Source organism: Tenacibaculum ovolyticum DSM 18103 (assembly GCF_000430545.1).
GTDB lineage: Bacteria > Bacteroidota > Bacteroidia > Flavobacteriales > Flavobacteriaceae > Polaribacter > Polaribacter ovolyticus.
This window is the reverse complement of record NZ_AUMF01000019.1, coordinates 62,496-83,380: the sequence shown is the minus strand read 5'-3', so window position 1 is coordinate 83,380 and position 20,885 is coordinate 62,496. Positions and strand designations below refer to the sequence as shown.

18 protein-coding genes and 5 tRNA genes are annotated in these 20,885 nt (G+C 32.6%); all 23 read left to right on the top strand.

Annotated features, from left to right (window positions below):
- Positions 1-30 precede the first annotated feature (30 nt).
- On the top strand, positions 31-258 hold the full coding sequence (locus H518_RS0107645) for a hypothetical protein (protein ID WP_028888505.1): 228 nt from the start codon (positions 31-33) through the stop codon (positions 256-258).
- Positions 255-1,259, top strand: coding sequence for a potassium channel family protein (locus H518_RS0107640; RefSeq protein WP_028888504.1), 1,005 nt, complete (start codon positions 255-257; stop codon positions 1,257-1,259). The genes H518_RS0107645 and H518_RS0107640 overlap by 4 nt, the downstream gene beginning before the upstream one ends.
- Entirely contained in the window at positions 1,259-2,179 is a 921-nt protein-coding gene (locus tag H518_RS0107635) for an SDR family oxidoreductase (RefSeq protein ID WP_028888503.1), read from the top strand. Before H518_RS0107640 ends, H518_RS0107635 begins: the two co-directional genes overlap by 1 nt.
- Positions 2,180-2,246: 67 nt before the next feature.
- A complete protein-coding gene (locus H518_RS0107630; RefSeq protein WP_028888502.1) occupies positions 2,247-3,827 on the top strand; it encodes an alanine/glycine:cation symporter family protein in 1,581 nt (526 codons plus the stop codon).
- 133 nt (positions 3,828-3,960) lie between these two features.
- Positions 3,961-4,740, top strand: a complete 780-nt coding sequence (locus H518_RS0107625) for a ComEA family DNA-binding protein (protein WP_240472505.1) — start codon at positions 3,961-3,963, stop codon at positions 4,738-4,740.
- 30 nt (positions 4,741-4,770) lie between these two features.
- A complete protein-coding gene (locus H518_RS0107620) occupies positions 4,771-5,937 on the top strand; it encodes an acyl-CoA dehydrogenase family protein (protein ID WP_028888500.1) in 1,167 nt (388 codons plus the stop codon).
- Between the two features lie 117 nt (positions 5,938-6,054).
- Positions 6,055-6,252, top strand: a complete 198-nt coding sequence (gene rpsU / locus H518_RS0107615) for a 30S ribosomal protein S21 (RefSeq protein ID WP_028888499.1) — start codon at positions 6,055-6,057, stop codon at positions 6,250-6,252.
- A gap of 86 nt (positions 6,253-6,338) precedes the next feature.
- Positions 6,339-7,226 carry a tyrosine-type recombinase/integrase gene (locus H518_RS0107610; protein ID WP_028888498.1) on the top strand — a complete coding sequence of 296 codons (888 nt, stop codon included), beginning with the start codon at positions 6,339-6,341 and terminating at the stop codon, positions 7,224-7,226.
- A 14-nt stretch (positions 7,227-7,240) separates the two neighbouring features.
- The gene (hpf, locus tag H518_RS0107605) at positions 7,241-7,549 is read left to right on the top strand and encodes a ribosome hibernation-promoting factor, HPF/YfiA family (RefSeq protein ID WP_028888497.1); all 309 of its coding nucleotides are present in this window, start codon (positions 7,241-7,243) and stop codon (positions 7,547-7,549) included.
- Positions 7,550-7,648: 99 nt separating this feature from the next.
- Positions 7,649-7,722 (top strand) — tRNA-Thr (locus tag H518_RS0107600).
- A gap of 46 nt (positions 7,723-7,768) precedes the next feature.
- A tRNA-Tyr gene (locus H518_RS0107595) sits at positions 7,769-7,851 on the top strand.
- Positions 7,852-7,922: 71 nt separating this feature from the next.
- A tRNA-Gly gene (locus H518_RS0107590) sits at positions 7,923-7,995 on the top strand.
- A 17-nt stretch (positions 7,996-8,012) separates the two neighbouring features.
- Positions 8,013-8,085 (top strand) — tRNA-Thr (locus H518_RS0107585).
- Between the two features lie 73 nt (positions 8,086-8,158).
- Complete coding sequence (tuf, locus tag H518_RS0107580) at positions 8,159-9,346, top strand: elongation factor Tu (protein WP_028888496.1); 1,188 nt, start codon at positions 8,159-8,161, stop codon at positions 9,344-9,346.
- Positions 9,347-9,407: 61 nt separating this feature from the next.
- Positions 9,408-9,479, top strand: a tRNA-Trp gene (locus H518_RS0107575).
- 54 nt (positions 9,480-9,533) lie between these two features.
- On the top strand, positions 9,534-9,731 hold the full coding sequence (secE, locus tag H518_RS0107570) for a preprotein translocase subunit SecE (protein WP_028888495.1): 198 nt from the start codon (positions 9,534-9,536) through the stop codon (positions 9,729-9,731).
- Between the two features lie 3 nt (positions 9,732-9,734).
- Positions 9,735-10,283 carry a transcription termination/antitermination protein NusG gene (gene nusG / locus H518_RS0107565; RefSeq protein ID WP_028888494.1) on the top strand — a complete coding sequence of 183 codons (549 nt, stop codon included), beginning with the start codon at positions 9,735-9,737 and terminating at the stop codon, positions 10,281-10,283.
- Positions 10,284-10,348: 65 nt separating this feature from the next.
- On the top strand, positions 10,349-10,786 hold the full coding sequence (gene rplK / locus H518_RS0107560; protein WP_028888493.1) for a 50S ribosomal protein L11: 438 nt from the start codon (positions 10,349-10,351) through the stop codon (positions 10,784-10,786).
- Positions 10,787-10,806: 20 nt separating this feature from the next.
- Positions 10,807-11,499, top strand: a complete 693-nt coding sequence (gene rplA / locus H518_RS0107555) for a 50S ribosomal protein L1 (RefSeq protein WP_028888492.1) — start codon at positions 10,807-10,809, stop codon at positions 11,497-11,499.
- 19 nt (positions 11,500-11,518) lie between these two features.
- On the top strand, positions 11,519-12,034 hold the full coding sequence (gene rplJ, locus H518_RS0107550) for a 50S ribosomal protein L10 (protein WP_028888491.1): 516 nt from the start codon (positions 11,519-11,521) through the stop codon (positions 12,032-12,034).
- A 48-nt stretch (positions 12,035-12,082) separates the two neighbouring features.
- Positions 12,083-12,454 carry a 50S ribosomal protein L7/L12 gene (rplL, locus tag H518_RS0107545; protein ID WP_028888490.1) on the top strand — a complete coding sequence of 124 codons (372 nt, stop codon included), beginning with the start codon at positions 12,083-12,085 and terminating at the stop codon, positions 12,452-12,454.
- A 238-nt stretch (positions 12,455-12,692) separates the two neighbouring features.
- A complete protein-coding gene (rpoB, locus tag H518_RS0107540) occupies positions 12,693-16,505 on the top strand; it encodes a DNA-directed RNA polymerase subunit beta (protein WP_028888489.1) in 3,813 nt (1,270 codons plus the stop codon).
- 104 nt (positions 16,506-16,609) lie between these two features.
- Positions 16,610-20,881 (top strand): DNA-directed RNA polymerase subunit beta', encoded by a 4,272-nt coding sequence (rpoC, locus tag H518_RS0107535; RefSeq protein ID WP_028888488.1) that lies wholly within the window; start codon positions 16,610-16,612, stop codon positions 20,879-20,881.
- The last annotated feature ends 4 nt before the right edge of the window (positions 20,882-20,885 follow it).

Here is a 20,885-nt window from a genome sequence, read left to right as displayed (position 1 = left end):
ATTGGTATCTTGCAGTTAAAATGAATTAAGATGAAAATTATTCACTCAGTTCGTCATTTCTTTGAACGTCATGGTTTTGCTGTGTCTTCTAGATTTGCTGACCGCCTAGGAATGAGAGCTACCAATGTACGCTTATTCTTTATTTATATGTCGTTTGTAACTATTGGTTTATCATTTGGTGTTTATTTAACCTTGGCTTTTTTATTACGTTTAAAAGATATGATTCACACCAAAAGAACTTCTGTTTTTGATTTATGATTAAAAAAGTATTTAAATCAAGGTTATACAAAGCAATCTTTTTCTCTGTATTAATTTTATCAATAGGCGTAGGAGGATATTTAATATTGTTCGATTACTCTTTTATTGATGCATTATATATGACAATAATAACCATTACTACGATAGGTTTTGGAGAAGTTCACCCATTCGGTACAGGAGAAAAAATATTTACAATCGGTTTAATATTATCAAGCTTATTTATATTTGGGTATGCTGTATCATCATTTTCTGAATATTTAATAAGCGGGCAATTTTTTCATCAATTAAAAATAAAAAAAGTGCAAAAAAAAATAGAGAAACTAAAAGGACATACTATTGTTTGTGGTTATGGTAGAAACGGTAAACAGGCTATTGCGAAGCTAAAAAGCTATAAAAAGGATTTAGTGGTTGTAGAGAAGTATGAAGATATTATAAAACAGTTAGATGAGAATGGAATACTAAATATTGAAGGAGACGCAACAACTGATGAGGCGTTATTAAAAGCAGGTATTTTAAATGCAGATAATTTAATTACAGCATTACCTTCTGATGCGGATAATTTATTTGTAGTATTAACAGCAAGTCAGTTAAATAAAAACTGTAAAATAATAAGTAGAGCATCAAAAGAAACCTCATACAGTAAACTTAAAATTGCGGGAGCTGATAATGTAATTATGCCAGACAAGTTAGGAGGTGCTCATATGGCCTCTTTAGTAGTTACTCCAGATGTAATTGAATTTGTAGATAGATTAACAATAGAAGGAGATACTACTGCAAACCTTGAAGAAATATCGATAGATAATTTACCAAAAGAATATTTAAATAGAACTATTTTAGATTTAGATCTACGTAGAAAAACTGGATGTACAGTTATAGGTTATAGAACACTAGATAAAGAATATATTATAAACCCAGAAGCATCTGTTGCGCTTAAAGCTGGAGCAAATTTAATTGTATTAGGACGCCCAGAACAGATAGTTAAATTAAGAGAATTGTTTTAATGAAGAATATTGTTATTACCGGAAGTAACGGTTTGTTAGGACAAAGTCTAGTGAACTTATTATTAAAAGAAAAACAAAGATATAATGTAATAGGTTTTTCTCGAGGAGGAAATAGAAGTGGAAGAAATGATTTTAAATATGTTTCTATTGATATTACTGATAAGATTGTACTTCTTGAAAAATTAAGAGAATGTAATCCTGATATTATTGTAAATACAGCAGCAATGACAAATGTTGATGCTTGTGAAGATAATAAAGCAGCGTGTGATAAATTAAATATTGATGTAGTAGGATATCTAAAAGAATATTCTGAAGAAAAAAACACGCATTTAATTCATTTGTCTACTGATTTTATTTTTGATGGTGAGAATGGTCCTTACAAAGAAATAGACGAACCAAAACCATTAAGTTATTATGGATTATCTAAATTAAAATCAGAAAAGATTTTAACTACATCTAATATAAACTATACTATTCTTAGAACTATCTTAGTTTATGGGCAAGTTTTTGATATGACACGGAGTAATATTGTGTTGTGGGTAAAGAAATCTTTAGAAAATAAAGAGCAAATTACGATAGTTAATGATCAGTATCGTATGCCAACATACGTAGAAGATTTAGCATTGGCTTGTAAGTTATCTATTGACAATAAAACTACAGGGGTTTTTAACATTTCGTCGAATACATTATTAAGTATTTATGAAATAGCAAAACAGATTGCAGAAGTTTTTAATTTAGATGAGAATTTGATAAAGCCAATTTCTACAGCAGAATTAAATCAAAAAGCAATTAGGCCAGTTAAAACTGGATTTGATTTAACGAAAACTAATAAGGTATTAAATTTTTTCCCAGAATCATTTAAAGAAGATTTACAAAAATTTAAAGAAAAGCTAACCTTAAAAAGTACATTTAACGATTAAAACTTGTTGAAAGTTCAATTTTTTAAGATATTGCGCACTACAAACATAAAAACTAACATAGTATATTATGAATAAAAGACTTATTACGTTGTTGTTATTAATAACACCAATGTTAACATTTGCACAAGAAAAAGGTTTAGCAGAAAAGATAAATGAAGGGTTTAAACCTGTCGCAGATGCTTGGGGAGGATTCGTTTTTTACTCAGTAAACTTAGGAGGGGGAGTTAAAATGCCTTTAGTAATTATAATGCTTTTATCAGCGGGATTAATATTTTCAATATTATTTAAATTTGTAAATATTAGATTGTTCCCTACTTCTATAAATATTGTTAGAGGTAAATATGATGATGTTGACCATGTTACTTCAGATGTTATGGCTGGAGACCCTACACCAGGAGGAGATGCTATTGAAACAATTAGAGTAGAAGGAGCAGAAGGAGAAGTTTCGCATTTTCAAGCTTTAACAGCAGCTTTATCAGGTACTGTCGGTTTAGGTAATATTGCCGGTGTTGCAGTAGCCTTATCTTTAGGAGGGCCAGGAGCTACTTTTTGGATGATCGTTGCAGGTTTAATAGGAATGTCTTCGAAATTTGTTGAATGTACTTTAGGTGTAAAATATAGAGATGTAGGTGAAGATGGAACCATTTACGGTGGACCAATGTATTATTTAAGAAAAGGTTTAGCTGATGTTGGTAAAAGCGGATTAGGTAAAGTATTAGCTGTTCTTTTTGCTATTATGGTAATTGGTGGTTCTTTTGGAGGTGGTAACATGTTTCAAGCAAACCAAGCAGCACAGCAATTTGGAAGTATGATTGGTTCTAATGATTTATCAACTGCTTTGATTTTTGGAGTTGTTATGGCTGTATTAGTTGGAATTGTAATTATCGGAGGAATTAAAAGAATTGGAAATATTACAGAAAAAATTGTTCCATTTATGGTAGGAATTTATTTCCTAGCAGCAATAGTTATTTTAGCAGCGAATTTTTCTCAAATAGGTAATGCATTTGCTCAGATATGGGATGGAGCATTTAATGCAAAAGGAATTTCAGGAGGTATCTTAGGAGTATTAATTATCGGTTTCCAAAGAGCAGCATTTTCAAATGAAGCAGGTGTTGGTTCAGCAGCAATTGCTCATTCAGCAGTTAAAACGAAATACCCAGCATCAGAAGGGTTAGTTGCTTTATTAGAGCCGTTTATAGATACAGTAGTAGTTTGTACAATGACAGCTTTAGTGATTATTATTACAAACGGTGATGGAAGTATTATGACATATGGTACTAAATCGCCAGATGGTGTTTTAGCAACATCAAAAGCATTTGCTTCAGTACTACCTTGGTTTCCTTATGTTTTAACAATAGCAGTAGTATTATTTGCATTTTCAACAATGCTATCTTGGTCTTATTATGGTTTACAAGGTTGGATGTTCTTATTTGGACGTTCAAAAGCTGCTGATTATGCATATAAAATCTTATTTTGTTTATTTGTGATAATTGGTTCAGCAGCAAGTTTAGGAGCTGTAACAGATTTTTCAGATGCGATGATTTTTGCAATGGCAGTACCAAATGTTGTAGGTTTATTCTTCTTATATCCAAAAGTAAAAGAAGAGTTAACTAGATATTTAAAAGCGATTAAAGAAAATAACGCATAGTACATAAATAATGAAAGTATTTAAATCCCATTTCTGGTATAATAAACGCCAAAGAAATGGGATTTTCTTTTTGCTATTACTTATAATTGTTCTTCAGGTTATTTATGTGTTTGTTGATTTCTCATCTAAAAAAATGATAGATTTAGATTCACCAGAGCTAGTAGAATTTCAGAATAAAATTGATAGTTTAAAAAAAGAAGCACTAGAAAAAAGAAAGCCAAAAAAATATACTTTTAATCCTAATTATATTACTGATTTTAAAGGATATCAATTAGGAATGACTACTAAGGAGATCGATAGGTTACATGCTTATAGAAAGTTAAACAAATTTGTAAACTCGATAAAAGAATTTCAGAAAATAACAAAAGTATCTGATACTTTGTTGAGTAAAATGTCTCCTTTATTTAAATTCCCAGATTGGGTTAATAAGCGAGATAAGTTAAAAAAACAATCAAATTCTAGTGTTGTAGCTAATAAAGTTAGTGATGTGGTGGAGAATTCATATAAACCCCTAACAGCTAATATAAATGAGGCAAATCAACAAGATTTTGAAGCTGTAAGTGGAGTAGGAGAAGTGATTTCTGAGAGGATTGTAAAATATAGGAGGAAGCTACAGGGGTTTTCTTATGAATCTCAAGTTTATGAAGTCTGGGGGGTAGAAAAAATCACTGTAAAAAGAATTTTAAAAACATTTAAGGTTTACAAGAAACCAAAGATTAAAAAAGTAAATATTAACACTATTACGTTTAAAGAATTGTTAAAGAATCCATACATTGATTATGATTTGTGTAAGGATATTTTAGAATATAGAGATGAAATAGCAGAGTTTCAGGACATTTTAGAGTTAAAAAACATTGATAGTTTTCCAATTAAGAAATACGATAGAATAGTTTTATATTTGAAAGCGGAATAAACAAACAACAAACAAACAGAATATATAATTATGAACAGTATGTATTTTACTGAAGAGCACGACTTTTTTCGTCAAAGCTTTAAAGATTTTTTGCAAAAAGAAGTAGTACCTCATATTAATAAATGGGAAAAAGACGGAACAGTAGAACGTTTCATATGGAAGAAATTTGGAGAAATGGGGTATTTCGGGTTAAATCAACCAGAAGAATATGGAGGTTTAGGTTTAGATCTTTTTTATACTGTTATTTTTTTAGAGGAATTACAGAAAATAAACTCAGGTGGTTTTGCAGCTAATATGTGGGCACACGCTTATTTAGCTATGACTCATTTAAATAAAGAAGGAGACGATAGAATAAAAAAAGAATATTTAACTCCTAGTATAGATGGAGATAAAATAGGGTGTTTATGTATTTCAGAACCTTTTGGTGGTAGTGATGTAGCAGGTATGAGAACTACAGCTGTTAAAAAAGGAGACACATATATAATTAATGGATCTAAAACATTTATTACAAATGGTGTGTATTCTGATTATTTAGTTGTTGCAGCAAAGACAGATCCAGAAGATAAACATAAAGGAATGAGTATTTTTGTTGTAGATAGAGATACTAAAGGAATTTCTTCGACAAAATTAGATAAATTAGGTTGGAGAGCTTCTGATACTGCAGAAATTGCTTTTGATAATGTGATAATTCCTGCAGAGAACTTAATGGGAGATGAAGGAAAGGGATTTCCATATATCATGCAGCATTTTGCTTTAGAGCGTTTAATAATGGCAATTAATGCACATGCAAGAGCTGAGTACGCTGTAGATTATGTGATAAATTATATGAGTGAAAGAGAAGCGTTTGGTAAAACATTAGATAAGTTTCAAGCGTTACGTCATAAAGTTGCAGAAATGGCTTCTAAAGTTGATATGTGTAGAGAATATAATTATTCAATTACTAAAAGATTAAATGAAGGAGTTTATGTCGTTAAAGAAGCAAGTATGAGTAAAATGTTATCTACAAAAATGGCAGATGAAGTTATTTATGATGCATTGCAACTATTAGGAGGTTACGGTTATATGGAAGAGTACCCATTAGCACGTTTGTTACGAGATAGCCGTTTAGGGCCGATTGGTGGAGGTACATCTGAAATCTTAAAAGAAATTATCGCAAAAATGATAATAGATAAGAAAGAATATAAGCCTGCAACATAGTTTTTTAAATACCTTTTAAATAAAATAAATAAATAACAGTTAATTAAAAAAGACTCATTACATTTGCAGTCCTAAAAATAAAAATTTAGAGACTAGAATGAAGGGAGGTGCTAACACATGTTAATTATTCCAATTAAAGAAGGAGAGAATATCGATAGAGCGTTAAAACGTTACAAACGAAAGTTTAGAGATGTAAAAATCTTAAGACAATTACGTGATAAGAAACAGTTCAATAAACCGTCTGTTGTTAAACGTGCTCAAATGAAAAAAGCCTCTTACGTTCAAGGATTAAGAACGAAAGAAGAAGTAAGTTAATATTGCTTACTTATAAAATGTAAAACCTGTATTGATTATGTCAATACAGGTTTTTTTGTATATTTAATTTTGTAAAAACAAGACTGATGCTTATTACTGCCTTCTTAAAATACTTAGAACATGAAAGAAACTATTCGAAGAATACGATAAATGCATATCGTGTCGATATAATTAAGTTTAAAGAGTTTTGTATAACGGAATTTAATCAAAATGAAATAGAGGAAGTTCATTATAATCAAATTAGAACTTGGATAGTTTTTCTTGTTAATAAAGGTGTCTCAAATAGAAGTGTTAATAGGAAAATGAGTTCTTTAAAGACTTTTTATAGTTTTTTACAGAAGATTGGAGAAGTTGAGCTTAATCCATTAGCAAAGCACAAAGCTTTAAAAGTTCAAAAAAAAATACAAACACCGTTTGATGAAGGCGAGGTAGAGCAGGTTTTAAAACTTTTACGTGAAGGAGATGATTTTGAGTCAGTAAGAAATCGATTGATTGTGGAGTTATTATATTCAACAGGAATGAGACGAATTGAACTAATTAATATAAAAGAAAAGGATGTTGATTTTGCTAAGCAAGTGATTAAAGTTTTAGGGAAGAGAAATAAAGAGAGATTTGTGGCGTTGTTGCCGTCAGTTTTAGATACTTTAAATCAATATCTAAGCTTAAAAAGAAGTGATAGGTTGGAAGGGGTAGATGAGCTTTTAGTAACAAAAAAAGGGGTTAAAATTTATGAAACTCTTGTGTACCGAATAATTAATTTGTACTTTAGTAGAGTGTCAACAAAAGCAAAAAAAAGTCCCCATATATTGCGACATGCTTTCGCTACACATTTGCTTAATAACGGTGCGTCGTTAAATTCGGTTAAAGAATTACTAGGGCATTCAAGTTTAGCCTCTACTCAAGTGTATACGCATAATAGCTTGGAGCAGATAAAAAAAGTGTATAACATGGCTCATCCTAGAGAGTCGAAATAAAAGATTGAAAAATTATGAAAGTATTCACACAGTCAGTAAACTTTACAGCAGATAAAAGTTTAATAGATTATATAGAAAAGAAAATAGGGAGTTTAGAGAAGTTTCATGATAAGATAGTTGATGTAGAAGTTTTTTTAAAAGTACAGAAAACTAGTGAAAAAGAAAATAAAATCACAGAGGTTAAAATAAATATACCAGGTGATGAGATAATTGTTAAAAAAACAAATAAAACTTTTGAAGAAGGCGTAAACATTGCGGTTGATTCTTTAAAAAGAAGTCTGAAGAAGTCGAAAGAAAAGCTTAGGGATTCCTTAGTTTCATAAAAATATAAAAATTATTCATAAAAAGTTTTAAAGTTTAAAAATTACTTTATACATTTGCAGTCCGTTAGAAATAGCGGATTGTTTTTTATGACAATAAAAGCCGATGTAGCTCAGCTGGCTAGAGCAGCTGATTTGTAATCAGCAGGTCGTGGGTTCGAGTCCCTCCATTGGCTCTTAAATTAAGAGAGACGTTCTTAAACATACTATTAAAAAACCAAAGGGGAGATACCAAAGCGGCCAACTGGGACGGACTGTAACTCCGTTGTCTTACGACTTCGCAGGTTCGAATCCTGCTCTCCCCACTTTTTTAAAATCGATTAGTTAATACATCAAGCTTCAACTTTTGATTATTGATGAAAGATTTTAAAAATACGCGAAAGTAGCTCAGTTGGTAGAGCGTCAGCCTTCCAAGCTGAATGTCGCCAGTTCGAACCTGGTCTTTCGCTCTAAAATTATTGTCCACGCCGGTGTAGCTCAGTTGGTAGAGCGCATCCTTGGTAGGGATGAGGTCACCGGTTCAAATCCGGTCATTGGCTCTTTTTTAGAGTTTTTTTAAAAAAGAATTTAAAGTAACACTAAATATTTAACTAAGAATTAAAATTAATAATCATGGCAAAAGAAACTTACGATCGTTCGAAGCCCCACTTAAATGTTGGAACTATTGGTCACGTAGATCACGGTAAAACTACATTAACTGCTGCTATCACTAAAGTATTAGCTGATGCAGGATTCTCTGAAGCTAGAGATTTTGATCAAATCGATAATGCACCAGAAGAAAAAGAAAGAGGTATAACAATTAACTCTTCTCACGTAGAATATGCAACAGAAAACCGTCACTACGCACACGTTGACTGTCCAGGTCACGCCGATTACGTAAAGAACATGGTTACTGGTGCTGCACAAATGGATGGAGCTATTTTAGTAGTAGCTGCAACAGATGGACCAATGCCACAAACTCGTGAGCACATTTTATTAGGTCGTCAAGTAGGTATTCCACGTATGGTTGTTTTCTTAAACAAGGTGGATATGGTTGATGATGAAGAGTTACTTGAGTTAGTAGAAATGGAAGTAAGAGAATTATTATCTTTCTATGAATATGATGGAGATAATGGTCCTGTTGTTGCTGGTTCAGCTTTAGGTGCTTTAAATGGTGAAGAAAAATGGGTTAATACCGTTTTAGAATTAATGGCTAAGGTTGATGAGTGGATCGAAGAGCCTTTAAGAGAAACTGAAAAGGATTTCTTAATGCCTATTGAAGATGTATTCTCTATTACAGGTCGTGGTACAGTTGCTACAGGTCGTATTGAAACTGGAATCATCAATTCAGGTGATGCAGTAGATATTATCGGTATGGGTACTGAGAAATTAGCTTCTACAGTAACTGGTATTGAAATGTTCCGTCAAATCTTAGATAGAGGTGAGGCTGGAGATAACGCAGGTATCTTATTAAGAGGTATTGCAAAAGAAGATATTAAAAGAGGAATGGTAATCTGTAAGCCAGGTTCTGTAACTCCACACGCTAAGTTTAAGGCTGAGGTGTATGTATTAAAGAAAGAAGAAGGTGGACGTCACACTCCATTCCATAACAACTATCGTCCACAGTTTTACGTACGTACAACTGATGTAACTGGAAACATTATGCTTCCTGATGGAGTTGAAATGGTTATGCCTGGAGATAACTTAACTATTACAGTTGATTTAATTCAGCCAATTGCATTAAACTTAGGTTTACAGTTCGCTATCCGTGAAGGAGGTAGAACAGTAGGTGCAGGTCAGGTAACTGAAATTTTAGACTAATTATTAGTTTATAATATATATAAAGGAGTCTCTTAAATGAGAGACTCCTTTTAAAAAAAATACGGGCGTAGTTCAGCGGTAGAGCACTGGTTTCCAAAACCAGGTGTCGGGAGTTCGAATCTCTCCGTCCGTGCATAATTAAGACGAGCTGTGGTATTAAATCACAGCTCGTTAAAAGAATAATGACATGAATAACTTTATACAATACATCAAAGGTTCTTTCGAAGAATTAAATACAAATATGACATGGGTTTCTAGAGAAGAAGCACAAAAGTCTACTGTAGTTGTTGCTGCATTTACAATTGTCTTTGCTTTAGTAGTAGCAGGAGTAGATAAAGTTTTTCAAACAGGATTAGATAATTTTTTTCAAATGTTTAATCAATAGACCATGGCTGAATCGGTGATGAAGTGGTATGTCGTTAGAGCTGTTGGAGGTCAAGAGAATAAGGTGAAAACTTATATCGAGACTGAAATTGCTCGTTTTGGATTGTCTGATTATGTAAGTAAAGTAATTGTACCTACAGAAAAAGTTATTCAAGTAAGAAACGGAAAGAAAGTTAACAGAGAAAGAGTTTACTTTCCAGGTTATGTAATGGTAGAAGCTAATTTAGCAGGAGAAGTACCTCACGTAATAAAATCAGTAACAGGTGTTATTGGTTTTTTAGGTGAAACTAAAGGTGGTGAACCAGTACCAATGCGTAAATCTGAAGTAAACAGAATGTTAGGTAAAGTTGATGAACTTTCTGTAAAAGATGAAAACATCGCAATTCCTTATAACACTGGTGAAACAGTAAAAGTAATTGACGGGCCTTTTAATGGATTCGACGGAACAGTTGAGAAAGTTAATGAGGAAAAGCGTAAGTTAGAAGTAATGGTTAAGATTTTTGGAAGAAAAACACCATTAGAGTTAAACTATATGCAAGTAGAAAAAATATAATCGTTACACCTATATTTAGATGTGTTTGAAGCTTCCATTTTAAACATATCATTAAATCTTAAACAATGGCAAAAGAAGTAAGTAAATTAGTTAAACTACAAGTAAGGGGAGGTGCTGCGAATCCGTCGCCACCAGTTGGACCCGCTTTAGGTGCTGCCGGTGTTAATATCATGGAGTTCTGTAAGCAATTTAATGCTCGTACACAGGACAAACAAGGTAAAGTATTACCTGTTGTGATTACCGTTTATAAAGACAAATCTTTCGAGTTTGTTGTAAAAACGCCACCAGCTGCAGTACAATTATTAGAAGCGGCCAAAATTAAGAAGGGTTCAGGAGAACCAAATAGGAAAAAAGTAGCAAGTGTTTCTTGGGATCAAATTAGAGGAATTGCAGAAGACAAAATGGTAGATATGAATGCCTTTAAAGTCGAATCTGCAATGAAAATGATTGCCGGAACTGCTCGTTCTATGGGATTAACAGTAACAGGTAATGCACCTGCTTAAACTTTAAAACATATTTAGAAATGGCAATTACTAGAAAGCAAAAAGAAGCTCGTTCTAAGGTAGATAGCTCTAAAGTTTACAGCTTAAAAGATGCATCAGCCTTAGTTAAAGAAATTACAAATGTAAAATTTGACGCATCAGTTGATTTAGCAGTACGTTTAGGAGTAGATCCTCGTAAAGCAAATCAAATGGTACGTGGAGTTGTAACATTACCACATGGAACAGGTAAAGATGTTAAAGTATTAGCATTAGTTACTCCAGATAAAGAAGCAGAAGCTACAGCAGCAGGTGCAGATTATGTTGGATTAGATGAATATCTTCAAAAGATTAAAGGAGGTTGGACTGATGTTGATGTTATTATTACTATGCCAAGTGTTATGGGTAAATTAGGTCCTTTAGGTCGTGTTTTAGGACCAAGAGGTTTAATGCCTAACCCAAAAACAGGTACAGTAACTATGAATGTTGCAAAAGCAGTACAAGAAGTTAAAGCTGGTAAAATTGACTTTAAAGTTGATAAAACTGGTATTGTACACGCTGCAATCGGAAAAGTATCTTTTGATGCTGAGAAGATTCAAGAAAATGCAAATGAGTTATTACAAACGTTAATTAAACTAAAGCCAACAGCGGCTAAAGGAGATTATATAAAGAGTATTTTTATGTCTTCTACTATGAGTCCTAGTGTTGCTGTAGATGAAAAATCTGTGTCTTTATAAGACAGTTAAACTTTTAATTATGACAAGAGAAGACAAATTACAAGTAATAGAAGATTTAACAGCAAGATTAGCAGATACAAGTACCATCTATTTAGCAGATATTTCTGGTTTAGATGCAGTTACTACATCTAACTTACGTAGAGCTTGTTTTAAAGCTAACGTAGAATTAGCTGTTGTTAAAAACACATTGCTTTCAAAAGCAATGGAAGCTTCTGATAAAGACTTTGGAGATTTACCAAATGCTTTAAAAGGAAATACTTCAATGATGATTTCTGAGGTGTCAAATGCACCTGCAAAAGTTATCAAAGAGTTCAGAAAAAAATCAGACAAGCCTTTATTAAAAGGTGCTTTTGTTGAAGAGTCAGTTTATGTTGGAGATGACCAATTAGACGCACTTGTTAACATTAAGTCTAAAGAAGAACTTATTGGAGATATTATCTCATTATTACAATCACCTGCTAAGAATGTTGTTTCAGCATTACAATCAGGAGGTAATAAGTTATCTGGTATCTTAAAGACGTTATCAGAAAAATAATTACGCGCACTAATAAACTAAATAATAAAATTTCAAAAAACAATTAAAATGGCAGATTTAAAAGATTTCGCAGAGCAATTAGTTAACTTAACAGTAAAAGAGGTTAATGAATTAGCTGATATTTTAAAAGATGAGTACGGTATTGAGCCAGCAGCAGCAGCAGTAGCAGTAGCAGGTCCAGCAGCAGGAGGAGAAGCAGCAGAAGAGAAAACTGAATTTGATGTTATCTTAAAAGCAGCAGGTGGTTCTAAATTAGCTGTAGTAAAGTTAGTTAAAGAATTAACTGGATTAGGTTTAAAAGATGCTAAGGCAATCGTTGATAGTGCACCAGCACCAATCAAAGAAGGAGTAACTAAAGATGAAGCAGAAGGTCTTCAAAAATCTTTAGAAGAAGCAGGAGCTGAAGTAGAGCTTAAGTAAGCTATACTCCCGGTATAATACGGGATAAAACAATTAAGGTTTAGGTACTAGGAACACATGTTTCTAGTCCTAAACCATTTTGTGTATATATTCGTTCTTTATTTTATTACAACTATAAATTTGTAATAATACGACTATAAAAGAGCTGGTTTTAAAATCAGCAAAGCAATTAAAATTGCATTATTGAAACGAGAAAGTTTCAAAAAATAATATTTTTAATTTAAAAATAGCATCTCTTTTGGCAACGATAAACACTACTGAAAGAATTAACTTCGCATCATCGCAATTAAGAACTGACTATCCTGATTTTCTAGATATTCAAGTAAAATCTTTTCAAGATTTTTTTCAATTGCAAACAAAGGCTGATGAGCGAGGTGAAGAAGGTTTGTATAAAACCTTCATGGATAACTTTCCGATTACAGATACACGTAATCAATTTGTATTAGAATTTTTAGACTATTTTGTAGATCCACCAAGATATAGCATTCAAGAATGTATTGAAAGAGGATTAACACATAGTGTACCTTTAAAGGCAAGATTAAAGCTTTACTGTACAGATCCTGAACATGAAGATTTTGAAACAATTGTTCAAGACGTATATTTAGGTACTATTCCTTATATGACTAATTCTGGAACTTTCATTATTAATGGAGCAGAAAGAGTTGTAGTTTCTCAGTTACACCGTTCACCAGGTGTTTTCTTTGGACAATCATTCCACGCAAACGGAACCAAATTATACTCAGCAAGAGTAATTCCTTTTAAAGGATCTTGGATAGAATTTGCAACTGATATCAATCAAGTAATGTATGCTTATATTGATAGAAAGAAAAAATTACCAGTAACAACATTATTCAGAGCCATTGGTTTTGAAAGAGATAAAGATATTTTAGAAATTTTTGATTTAGCAGAAGAAGTAAAAGTTTCTAAAGCTGGATTAAAGAAAATATTAGGGCGTAAATTAGCTGCTAGAGTTTTAAAAACTTGGCATGAAGATTTTGTAGATGAAGATACAGGAGAAGTTGTATCGATAGAACGAAACGAAATTGTTTTCGATCGTGATACAATCATAGAAAAAGAACATATTGATGAAATAATTGATGCAGGTGCAAAAACTATCTTATTACATAAGGTAGATAATGACATGGCAGATTATGCAATCATCCACAATACATTACAAAAAGATCCTACGAATTCTGAAAAAGAAGCAGTAGAACATGTTTATAGACAATTACGTAATGCTGAGCCGCCAGATGAGGAGACAGCAAGAGGAATAATTGAAAAATTATTTTTCTCTGAGCAACGTTATAGTTTAGGAGAAGTTGGTCGTTTTAGAATGAACACCAAATTACAGTTAAACGAACCGATTGATCAGAAGGTATTAACTAAGAACGATATTATTACAATTATCAAATACTTAATTGAGTTAATTAACTCAAAAGCAGAAGTAGATGATATTGATCACTTATCTAATCGTCGTGTAAGAACTGTTGGTGAACAACTAGCAGGTCAATTCGGTGTTGGTTTAGCTCGTATGGCTCGTACTATTCGTGAAAGAATGAATGTACGTGATAACGAAGTATTTACTCCAATTGATTTAATTAATGCAAAAACATTATCTTCTGTAATTAATTCTTTCTTTGGTACTAACCAGTTATCTCAATTTATGGATCAAACAAATCCATTAGCAGAGATTACACACAAACGTCGTTTATCAGCTTTAGGACCTGGAGGTTTATCTAGAGAAAGAGCAGGATTTGAGGTTCGTGATGTTCACTATACACACTATGGTCGTTTATGTCCAATTGAAACTCCTGAAGGACCGAACATTGGATTAATTTCATCTTTAGCTGTATTTGCTAAGGTGAATAATTTAGGTTTTATCGAAACACCTTATAAGAAGGTTATTGAAGGAAACATAGATTTAGATCAAGAGCATATTTATTTAAGTGCTGAGGAAGAAGAAGGAATGAAGTTTGCACAATCTAATTTAGAAGTTAGTGCAGATGGTGATTTCGTTGGTGATAAATTAATTTCACGTGAGGGTGGTGACTTTCCAGTTGTTACTCCAACAGAAATTGATTACATGGATGTTGCTCCTAACCAGATTGCATCTATATCAGCATCATTAATTCCTTTCTTAGAACATGATGATGCCAACCGTGCATTAATGGGATCGAACATGATGCGTCAAGCAGTTCCATTATTACGTCCAGAATCTCCAATTGTAGGTACAGGATTAGAGCGTAGAGTAGCTAAAGATTCTCGTATTTTAATAAATGCAGAAGGAGCAGGTGTTATTGAATATGTTGATGCAAATAAAATAACAATTAAGTACGATAGATCAGAAGAAGAGCGCTTAGTAAGTTTCGATTCAGATGAAATTTCTTATAACTTAATTAAGTTTAGAAAAACGAATCAAGGTACAAACATTAACCTTAAGCCAATTGTAAAAGTTGGTGATAGAGTTCAAGAAGGTCAAGTACTTTGTGAAGGATATGCAACACAAAAAGGAGAATTAGCTTTAGGTAGAAATATGAAAGTAGCCTTTATGCCTTGGAAAGGGTATAACTTTGAGGATGCAATTGTAATTTCTGAAAAAGTAGTTCGTGAAGATATCTTTACTTCTATTCATATTGATGAATATTCATTAGATGTTCGTGATACGAAATTAGGAGCTGAAGAATTAACGAATGATATTCCTAATGTTTCTGAAGAGGCTACTAAAGACTTAGATGAAAACGGGATGATTCGTATTGGAGCAGAGGTAAATCCTGGTGATATCTTAATTGGTAAGATTACGCCTAAAGGAGAATCTGATCCAACTCCAGAAGAAAAATTATTACGTGCTATTTTTGGTGATAAAGCAGGAGATGTAAAAGATGCATCATTAAAAGCTTCTCCATCATTAAGAGGTGTAGTAATTAATAAGAAATTATTTCAACGTGCTGTAAAAGATAAGACAAAACGTGCTCGTGATAAAGAAGCAATAGCAACTTTAGAAGCATCTTATGTACATAAGTTTGAAGGTTTAAAAGATATTTTAATTGAAAAGTTATTCAATTTAATTACTGGAAAAACTTCTCAAGGAGTATTTAATGATTTAGGAGAAGAGGTTTTACCAAAAGGTAAAAAGTTTACTCAAAAAATGTTAAACTCTGTAGGTGATTTTACACACTTACACGGAACTTGGACTACAGATAAAACTTTAAATAGATTAGTTGTTGAATTAGTTCACAATTATAAAATTAAAGTTAACGATTTACAAGGAGCCTTACGTCGTGAAAAATTCACTATTTCTGTAGGAGATGAATTACCAGCAGGAATCTTAAAACTAGCTAAAATTTATGTTGCCAAAAAACGTAAATTAAAAGTAGGAGATAAGATGGCAGGACGTCACGGAAACAAAGGTATTGTTGCTCGTATAGTTAGAGCAGAAGACATGCCTTTCTTAGAAGACGGAACTCCAGTAGATATTGTATTAAATCCATTAGGTGTACCATCGCGTATGAACATTGGTCAAATTTATGAAACTGTTCTTGGATGGGCAGGACAAAAATTAGATCAAAAGTATGCAACACCAATTTTTGATGGAGCAAATATTGATCAAATTAACGCATTGACAGACGAAGCTGGAATTCCACGTTACGGACATACATATTTATATGATGGAGGTACAGGAAAACGTTTCGATCAGCCAGCAACAGTAGGTATAATTTATATGATTAAGTTAGGTCACATGATTGAAGATAAAATGCACGCGCGTTCTATTGGACCTTACTCATTAATTACACAACAACCATTAGGAGGTAAAGCTCAGTTTGGAGGTCAGCGTTTTGGAGAGATGGAAGTTTGGGCACTTGAAGCATATGGTGCATCAAGTATCTTAAGAGAAATCTTAACAGTGAAATCTGATGATGTATTAGGTAGAGCCAAAACTTACGAAGCAATCGTAAAAGGTGAAACTATGCCAGAACCAGGTTTACCAGAATCATTTAACGTATTAATGCATGAACTGAAAGGTTTAGGATTAGATGTTAAATTAGAGGAATAACAAACAGTGAAATATCATTAGGTAATTTTTAATTACCTAATGATAAATCATTTTAAATATACGTCTCATCGAGACAAATTTTTAATTCGAATCCATTACTTATTATGGCAAGAAAGAACGAAAAATACACTGTTAAAAAGTTTAACAAAATTTCAATTGGTTTAGCATCACCTGAGTCTATTTTAGAGGCTTCAAGAGGTGAAGTTTTAAAGCCAGAAACGATTAACTACCGTACACACAAACCAGAAAGAGATGGTTTATTTTGTGAACGTATCTTTGGTCCTATAAAGGATTATGAGTGTGCATGTGGTAAATATAAAAGAATCCGTTATAAAGGAATCATTTGTGACCGATGTGGAGTTGAAGTTACTGAGAAAAAAGTACGTAGAGACAGAGTAGGTCACATTAATTTAGTAGTACCTGTAGCACATATTTGGTATTTTAGATCATTACCTAACAAAATGGGATACCTTTTAGGTTTACCATCTAAGAAGTTAGATATGATTATTTACTACGAACGTTATGTAGTAATTCAACCAGGTGATGCTAAAACTGTTGAAGGAGAACCATTACAAAAAATGGATTTCTTAACAGAAGAAGAGTATTTAGATATTTTAGATACACTTCCACAAGAAAACATGTATTTAGATGATACAGACCCAGCAAAGTTTATTGCTAAAATGGGAGCTGAATGTTTAATCGATTTATTAGAAAGAATTGATTTAGATACTTTATCATTTGAATTACGTCATAAAGCAAACACTGAAACTTCTAAGCAACGTAAAAACGAAGCATTAAAGCGTTTAAATGTTGTAGAAGCTTTTAGAGATTCTCAAAAAAATAGAGAAAACAATCCAGAGTGGATGATTATGAAAGCGGTTCCAGTAATACCGCCAGAATTACGTCCATTAGTACCATTAGATGGTGGTCGTTTCGCAACTTCAGATTTAAATGATTTATATCGTCGTGTAATTATCCGTAACAATCGTTTAAAGCGATTAATGGAAATTAAAGCACCTGAGGTTATTTTACGTAATGAGAAACGTATGTTACAAGAATCAGTAGATTCATTATTTGATAACACACGTAAATCATCTGCAGTAAAAACAGAATCTAACAGACCATTAAAATCTTTATCTGATAGTTTAAAAGGTAAACAAGGTCGTTTCCGTCAAAACTTATTAGGTAAGCGTGTTGATTATTCTGCACGTTCGGTAATTGTTGTTGGACCAGAATTAAGATTATTTGAATGTGGATTGCCAAAAGATATGGCAGCAGAATTATACAAACCTTTTGTTATTCGTAAATTAATAGAAAGAGGTATTGTAAAAACTGTAAAATCTGCAAAGAAAATTATAGATAGAAAAGAGCCTGTTGTTTGGGATATTTTAGAAAATGTAATTAAAGGACATCCAGTTTTATTAAACCGTGCACCTACATTACACCGTTTAGGTATTCAAGCATTCCAACCAAAATTAATTGAAGGAAAAGCAATTAGATTACATCCACTTGCTTGTTCTGCCTTCAATGCCGATTTTGATGGAGATCAAATGGCAGTTCACTTACCATTAGGACCTGAAGCTATTTTAGAAGCACAGTTATTAATGTTAGGATCTCATAATATTTTAAATCCTGCAAATGGAGCACCTATTACGGTACCATCTCAGGATATGGTATTAGGTCTTTACTATATGACTAAAGAAAGAAAGTCAACTCCAGAAGTACCTGTTAAAGGTGAAGGGTTAATTTTCTATTCTCCAGAAGAGGTAATTATAGCCTTAAATGAAGAAAGAGTAGACTTAAATGCAGGTATAAAAGTACGTACACATGATGTTGTAGATGGTGAAGCGGTAACTAGAATTATAGCAACTACAGTTGGTAGAGTTTTATTTAACGAGAAAGTGCCAAAAGCAGCAGGATACATTAATGAGGTTTTAACTAAAAAATCATTAAGAGATATTATTGGTGGTATTTTAAAAGTTACAGATATTCCTTCAATTGGAGATTTCTTAGATGAAATTAAAAATATGGGATATAGATATGCATTTGAAGGAGGTTTATCATTCTCATTAGGAGATATTATTATTCCACCAGAAAAGCATACAATGATTGCTGATGCAAACAAAGAAGTTGATGCAGTTGTAGGTAATTATAATATGGGTATGTTAACGCAAAAAGAGCGTTATAACCAGGTAATTGATATTTGGGGTAGAACCAATAATCAATTAACTGAATTATCTATGAAGCGTTTACGTGAAGACCAACAAGGGTTTAACTCAGTATTTATGATGTTAGATTCTGGAGCACGTGGATCTAAAGAACAGATTCGTCAGTTAACTGGTATGCGTGGATTAATGGCAAAGCCTAAAAAATCTACAGCAGGTGGTGGAGAAATTATTGAAAATCCAATTCTTTCTAACTTTAAGGAAGGATTATCAATTCTTGAATACTTTATATCAACACACGGTGCTCGTAAAGGTTTAGCCGATACCGCATTAAAAACTGCCGATGCAGGTTACTTAACACGTCGTTTAGTAGATGTATCTCAAGATGTTATTGTAAACGAAGTTGATTGTGGTACTTTAAGAGGTTTAGAGGTTACACCATTAAAGAAAAACGATGAAATCGTTGAATCTTTAAGTGATAGAATTACAGGTCGTACTTCATTACATAACGTATACGCACCAAACTCTGATGAAATTTTAGTTGAATCAGGAGAGTTAATTACAGTTAAATTAGCAGATAAAATTCAATCATCTGGTATTGATGCAGTAGAAGTTCGTTCAGCATTAACATGTGAGTCTCAAAGAGGAATATGTGAAAAATGTTATGGGCAATCTTTATCAACAGGTAAAAAAGTTCAAAGAGGTGAGGCAGTTGGTGTAATTGCAGCACAATCTATTGGAGAACCTGGTACACAGTTAACATTACGTACATTCCACGTTGGTGGGGTTGCAGGAAACATTTCTGAAGAGAATAAGTTAATTGCAAAATTTGACGGTAAAGTTAAAATTGAAGATTTACGTACCGTAAATGGTAAAGATAATGACGGAAAAGAAATTGAAATCGTTATTTCACGTACTGCTGAAATTAAAATTATCGACAAGAAGACTGATATCGTATTAAGTACTAATATTATCCCTTATGGATCTACTATCTTTAATAAAGATATTAAAACCATTAAAAAAGGAGATGCAGTATGTCAATGGGATTCATTTAACGGAGTTATCGTATCAGAATTCGGAGGAAGAGTTAAGTTTGACAATTTAGAGCAAGGTATTAATTACTCTGTTGAAATTGATGAACAAACTGGTTTCCAGGAAAAAGTGATGATCGATTCTAAAAACAAAAAAATTATTGCTTCATTAATTATTGAAGATGCTGATGGTAATGCGTTACGTTCGTATAGTTTACCAGTAGGAGCTCATTTAATGGTAAGTGATGGTGATAAAGTAGAATCAGGTCATACATTAGTTAAAATTCCACGTAAATCTGGTAAAGCAGGAGATATTACAGGAGGTTTACCACGTGTAACAGAATTATTCGAAGCACGTAACCCATCTAACCCAGCAGTAATTGCTCAGATTGATGGTGTGGTATCTTTCGGTAAAATAAAAAGAGGTAATCGTGAGATTATTATTGAATCTAAAACAGGTGATATTACTAAATACTTAGTGAAATTATCTAATCAGATTTTAGTTCAAGAAAACGATTTCATTAAGGCAGGTATGCCATTATCTGATGGAGCAACAACACCTATTGATATTTTAAATATTAAAGGGCCTTCAGCTGTACAAGAATACTTAGTAAACGAAATTCAAGAAGTATATCGTTTACAAGGTGTGAAAATTAATGATAAGCATTTCGAAGTAGTTGTACGTCAAATGATGCGTAAAGTTAGAATTATTGATTCAGGAGATACATTATTCTTAGAGAACCAATTAATTCATAAGAACGACTTTATCACAGACAACGACAATATCTACGGAATGAAAGTTGTTGAAGATGCAGGAGATTCTGAGAATTTAAAACCAGGTCAAATGGTTTCAGCTCGTCAGTTAAGAGATGAAAATTCAATTTTACGTAGAGCAGATAAAAATCTAGTAGCAGCACGTGATGCGCAGCCTGCAACAGCAGAGCAAGTATTACAAGGTATTACAAGAGCATCGTTACAAACGAAATCATTTATATCAGCAGCATCGTTCCAGGAAACTACTAAAGTATTAAATGAAGCCGCAGTAAACGGTAAAATCGATACATTAGAAGGATTAAAAGAAAATGTAATTGTAGGTAAACGTATACCAGCAGGTACAGGAATGAGATCTTACGATCATCAAATCGTAGGGCCAAGAGAAGAAATGGAGAAAAATTTATAAATTT

Bases quoted from the DNA above. Each gene is read 5' to 3' on its own strand.
- rplK (WP_028888493.1), top strand. From the start codon at position 10,349: ATGGCAAAAGAAGTAAGTAAATTAGTTAAACTACAAGTAAGGGGAGGT.
- H518_RS0107635 (WP_028888503.1), top strand. From the start codon at position 1,259: ATGAAGAATATTGTTATTACCGGAAGTAACGGTTTGTTAGGACAAAGT.
- H518_RS0107630 (WP_028888502.1), top strand. From the start codon at position 2,247: ATGAATAAAAGACTTATTACGTTGTTGTTATTAATAACACCAATGTTA.
- nusG (WP_028888494.1), top strand. From the start codon at position 9,735: ATGGCTGAATCGGTGATGAAGTGGTATGTCGTTAGAGCTGTTGGAGGT.
- secE (WP_028888495.1), top strand. From the start codon at position 9,534: ATGAATAACTTTATACAATACATCAAAGGTTCTTTCGAAGAATTAAAT.
- rplL (WP_028888490.1), top strand. From the start codon at position 12,083: ATGGCAGATTTAAAAGATTTCGCAGAGCAATTAGTTAACTTAACAGTA.
- H518_RS0107610 (WP_028888498.1), top strand. From the start codon at position 6,339: ATGCTTATTACTGCCTTCTTAAAATACTTAGAACATGAAAGAAACTAT.
- H518_RS0107625 (WP_240472505.1), top strand. From the start codon at position 3,961: ATGATAGATTTAGATTCACCAGAGCTAGTAGAATTTCAGAATAAAATT.
- rplJ (WP_028888491.1), top strand. From the start codon at position 11,519: ATGACAAGAGAAGACAAATTACAAGTAATAGAAGATTTAACAGCAAGA.
- rplA (WP_028888492.1), top strand. From the start codon at position 10,807: ATGGCAATTACTAGAAAGCAAAAAGAAGCTCGTTCTAAGGTAGATAGC.
- H518_RS0107640 (WP_028888504.1), top strand. From the start codon at position 255: ATGATTAAAAAAGTATTTAAATCAAGGTTATACAAAGCAATCTTTTTC.
- H518_RS0107645 (WP_028888505.1), top strand. From the start codon at position 31: ATGAAAATTATTCACTCAGTTCGTCATTTCTTTGAACGTCATGGTTTT.
- rpoC (WP_028888488.1), top strand. From the start codon at position 16,610: ATGGCAAGAAAGAACGAAAAATACACTGTTAAAAAGTTTAACAAAATT.
- hpf (WP_028888497.1), top strand. From the start codon at position 7,241: ATGAAAGTATTCACACAGTCAGTAAACTTTACAGCAGATAAAAGTTTA.
- rpsU (WP_028888499.1), top strand. From the start codon at position 6,055: ATGTTAATTATTCCAATTAAAGAAGGAGAGAATATCGATAGAGCGTTA.
- H518_RS0107620 (WP_028888500.1), top strand. From the start codon at position 4,771: ATGAACAGTATGTATTTTACTGAAGAGCACGACTTTTTTCGTCAAAGC.
- tuf (WP_028888496.1), top strand. From the start codon at position 8,159: ATGGCAAAAGAAACTTACGATCGTTCGAAGCCCCACTTAAATGTTGGA.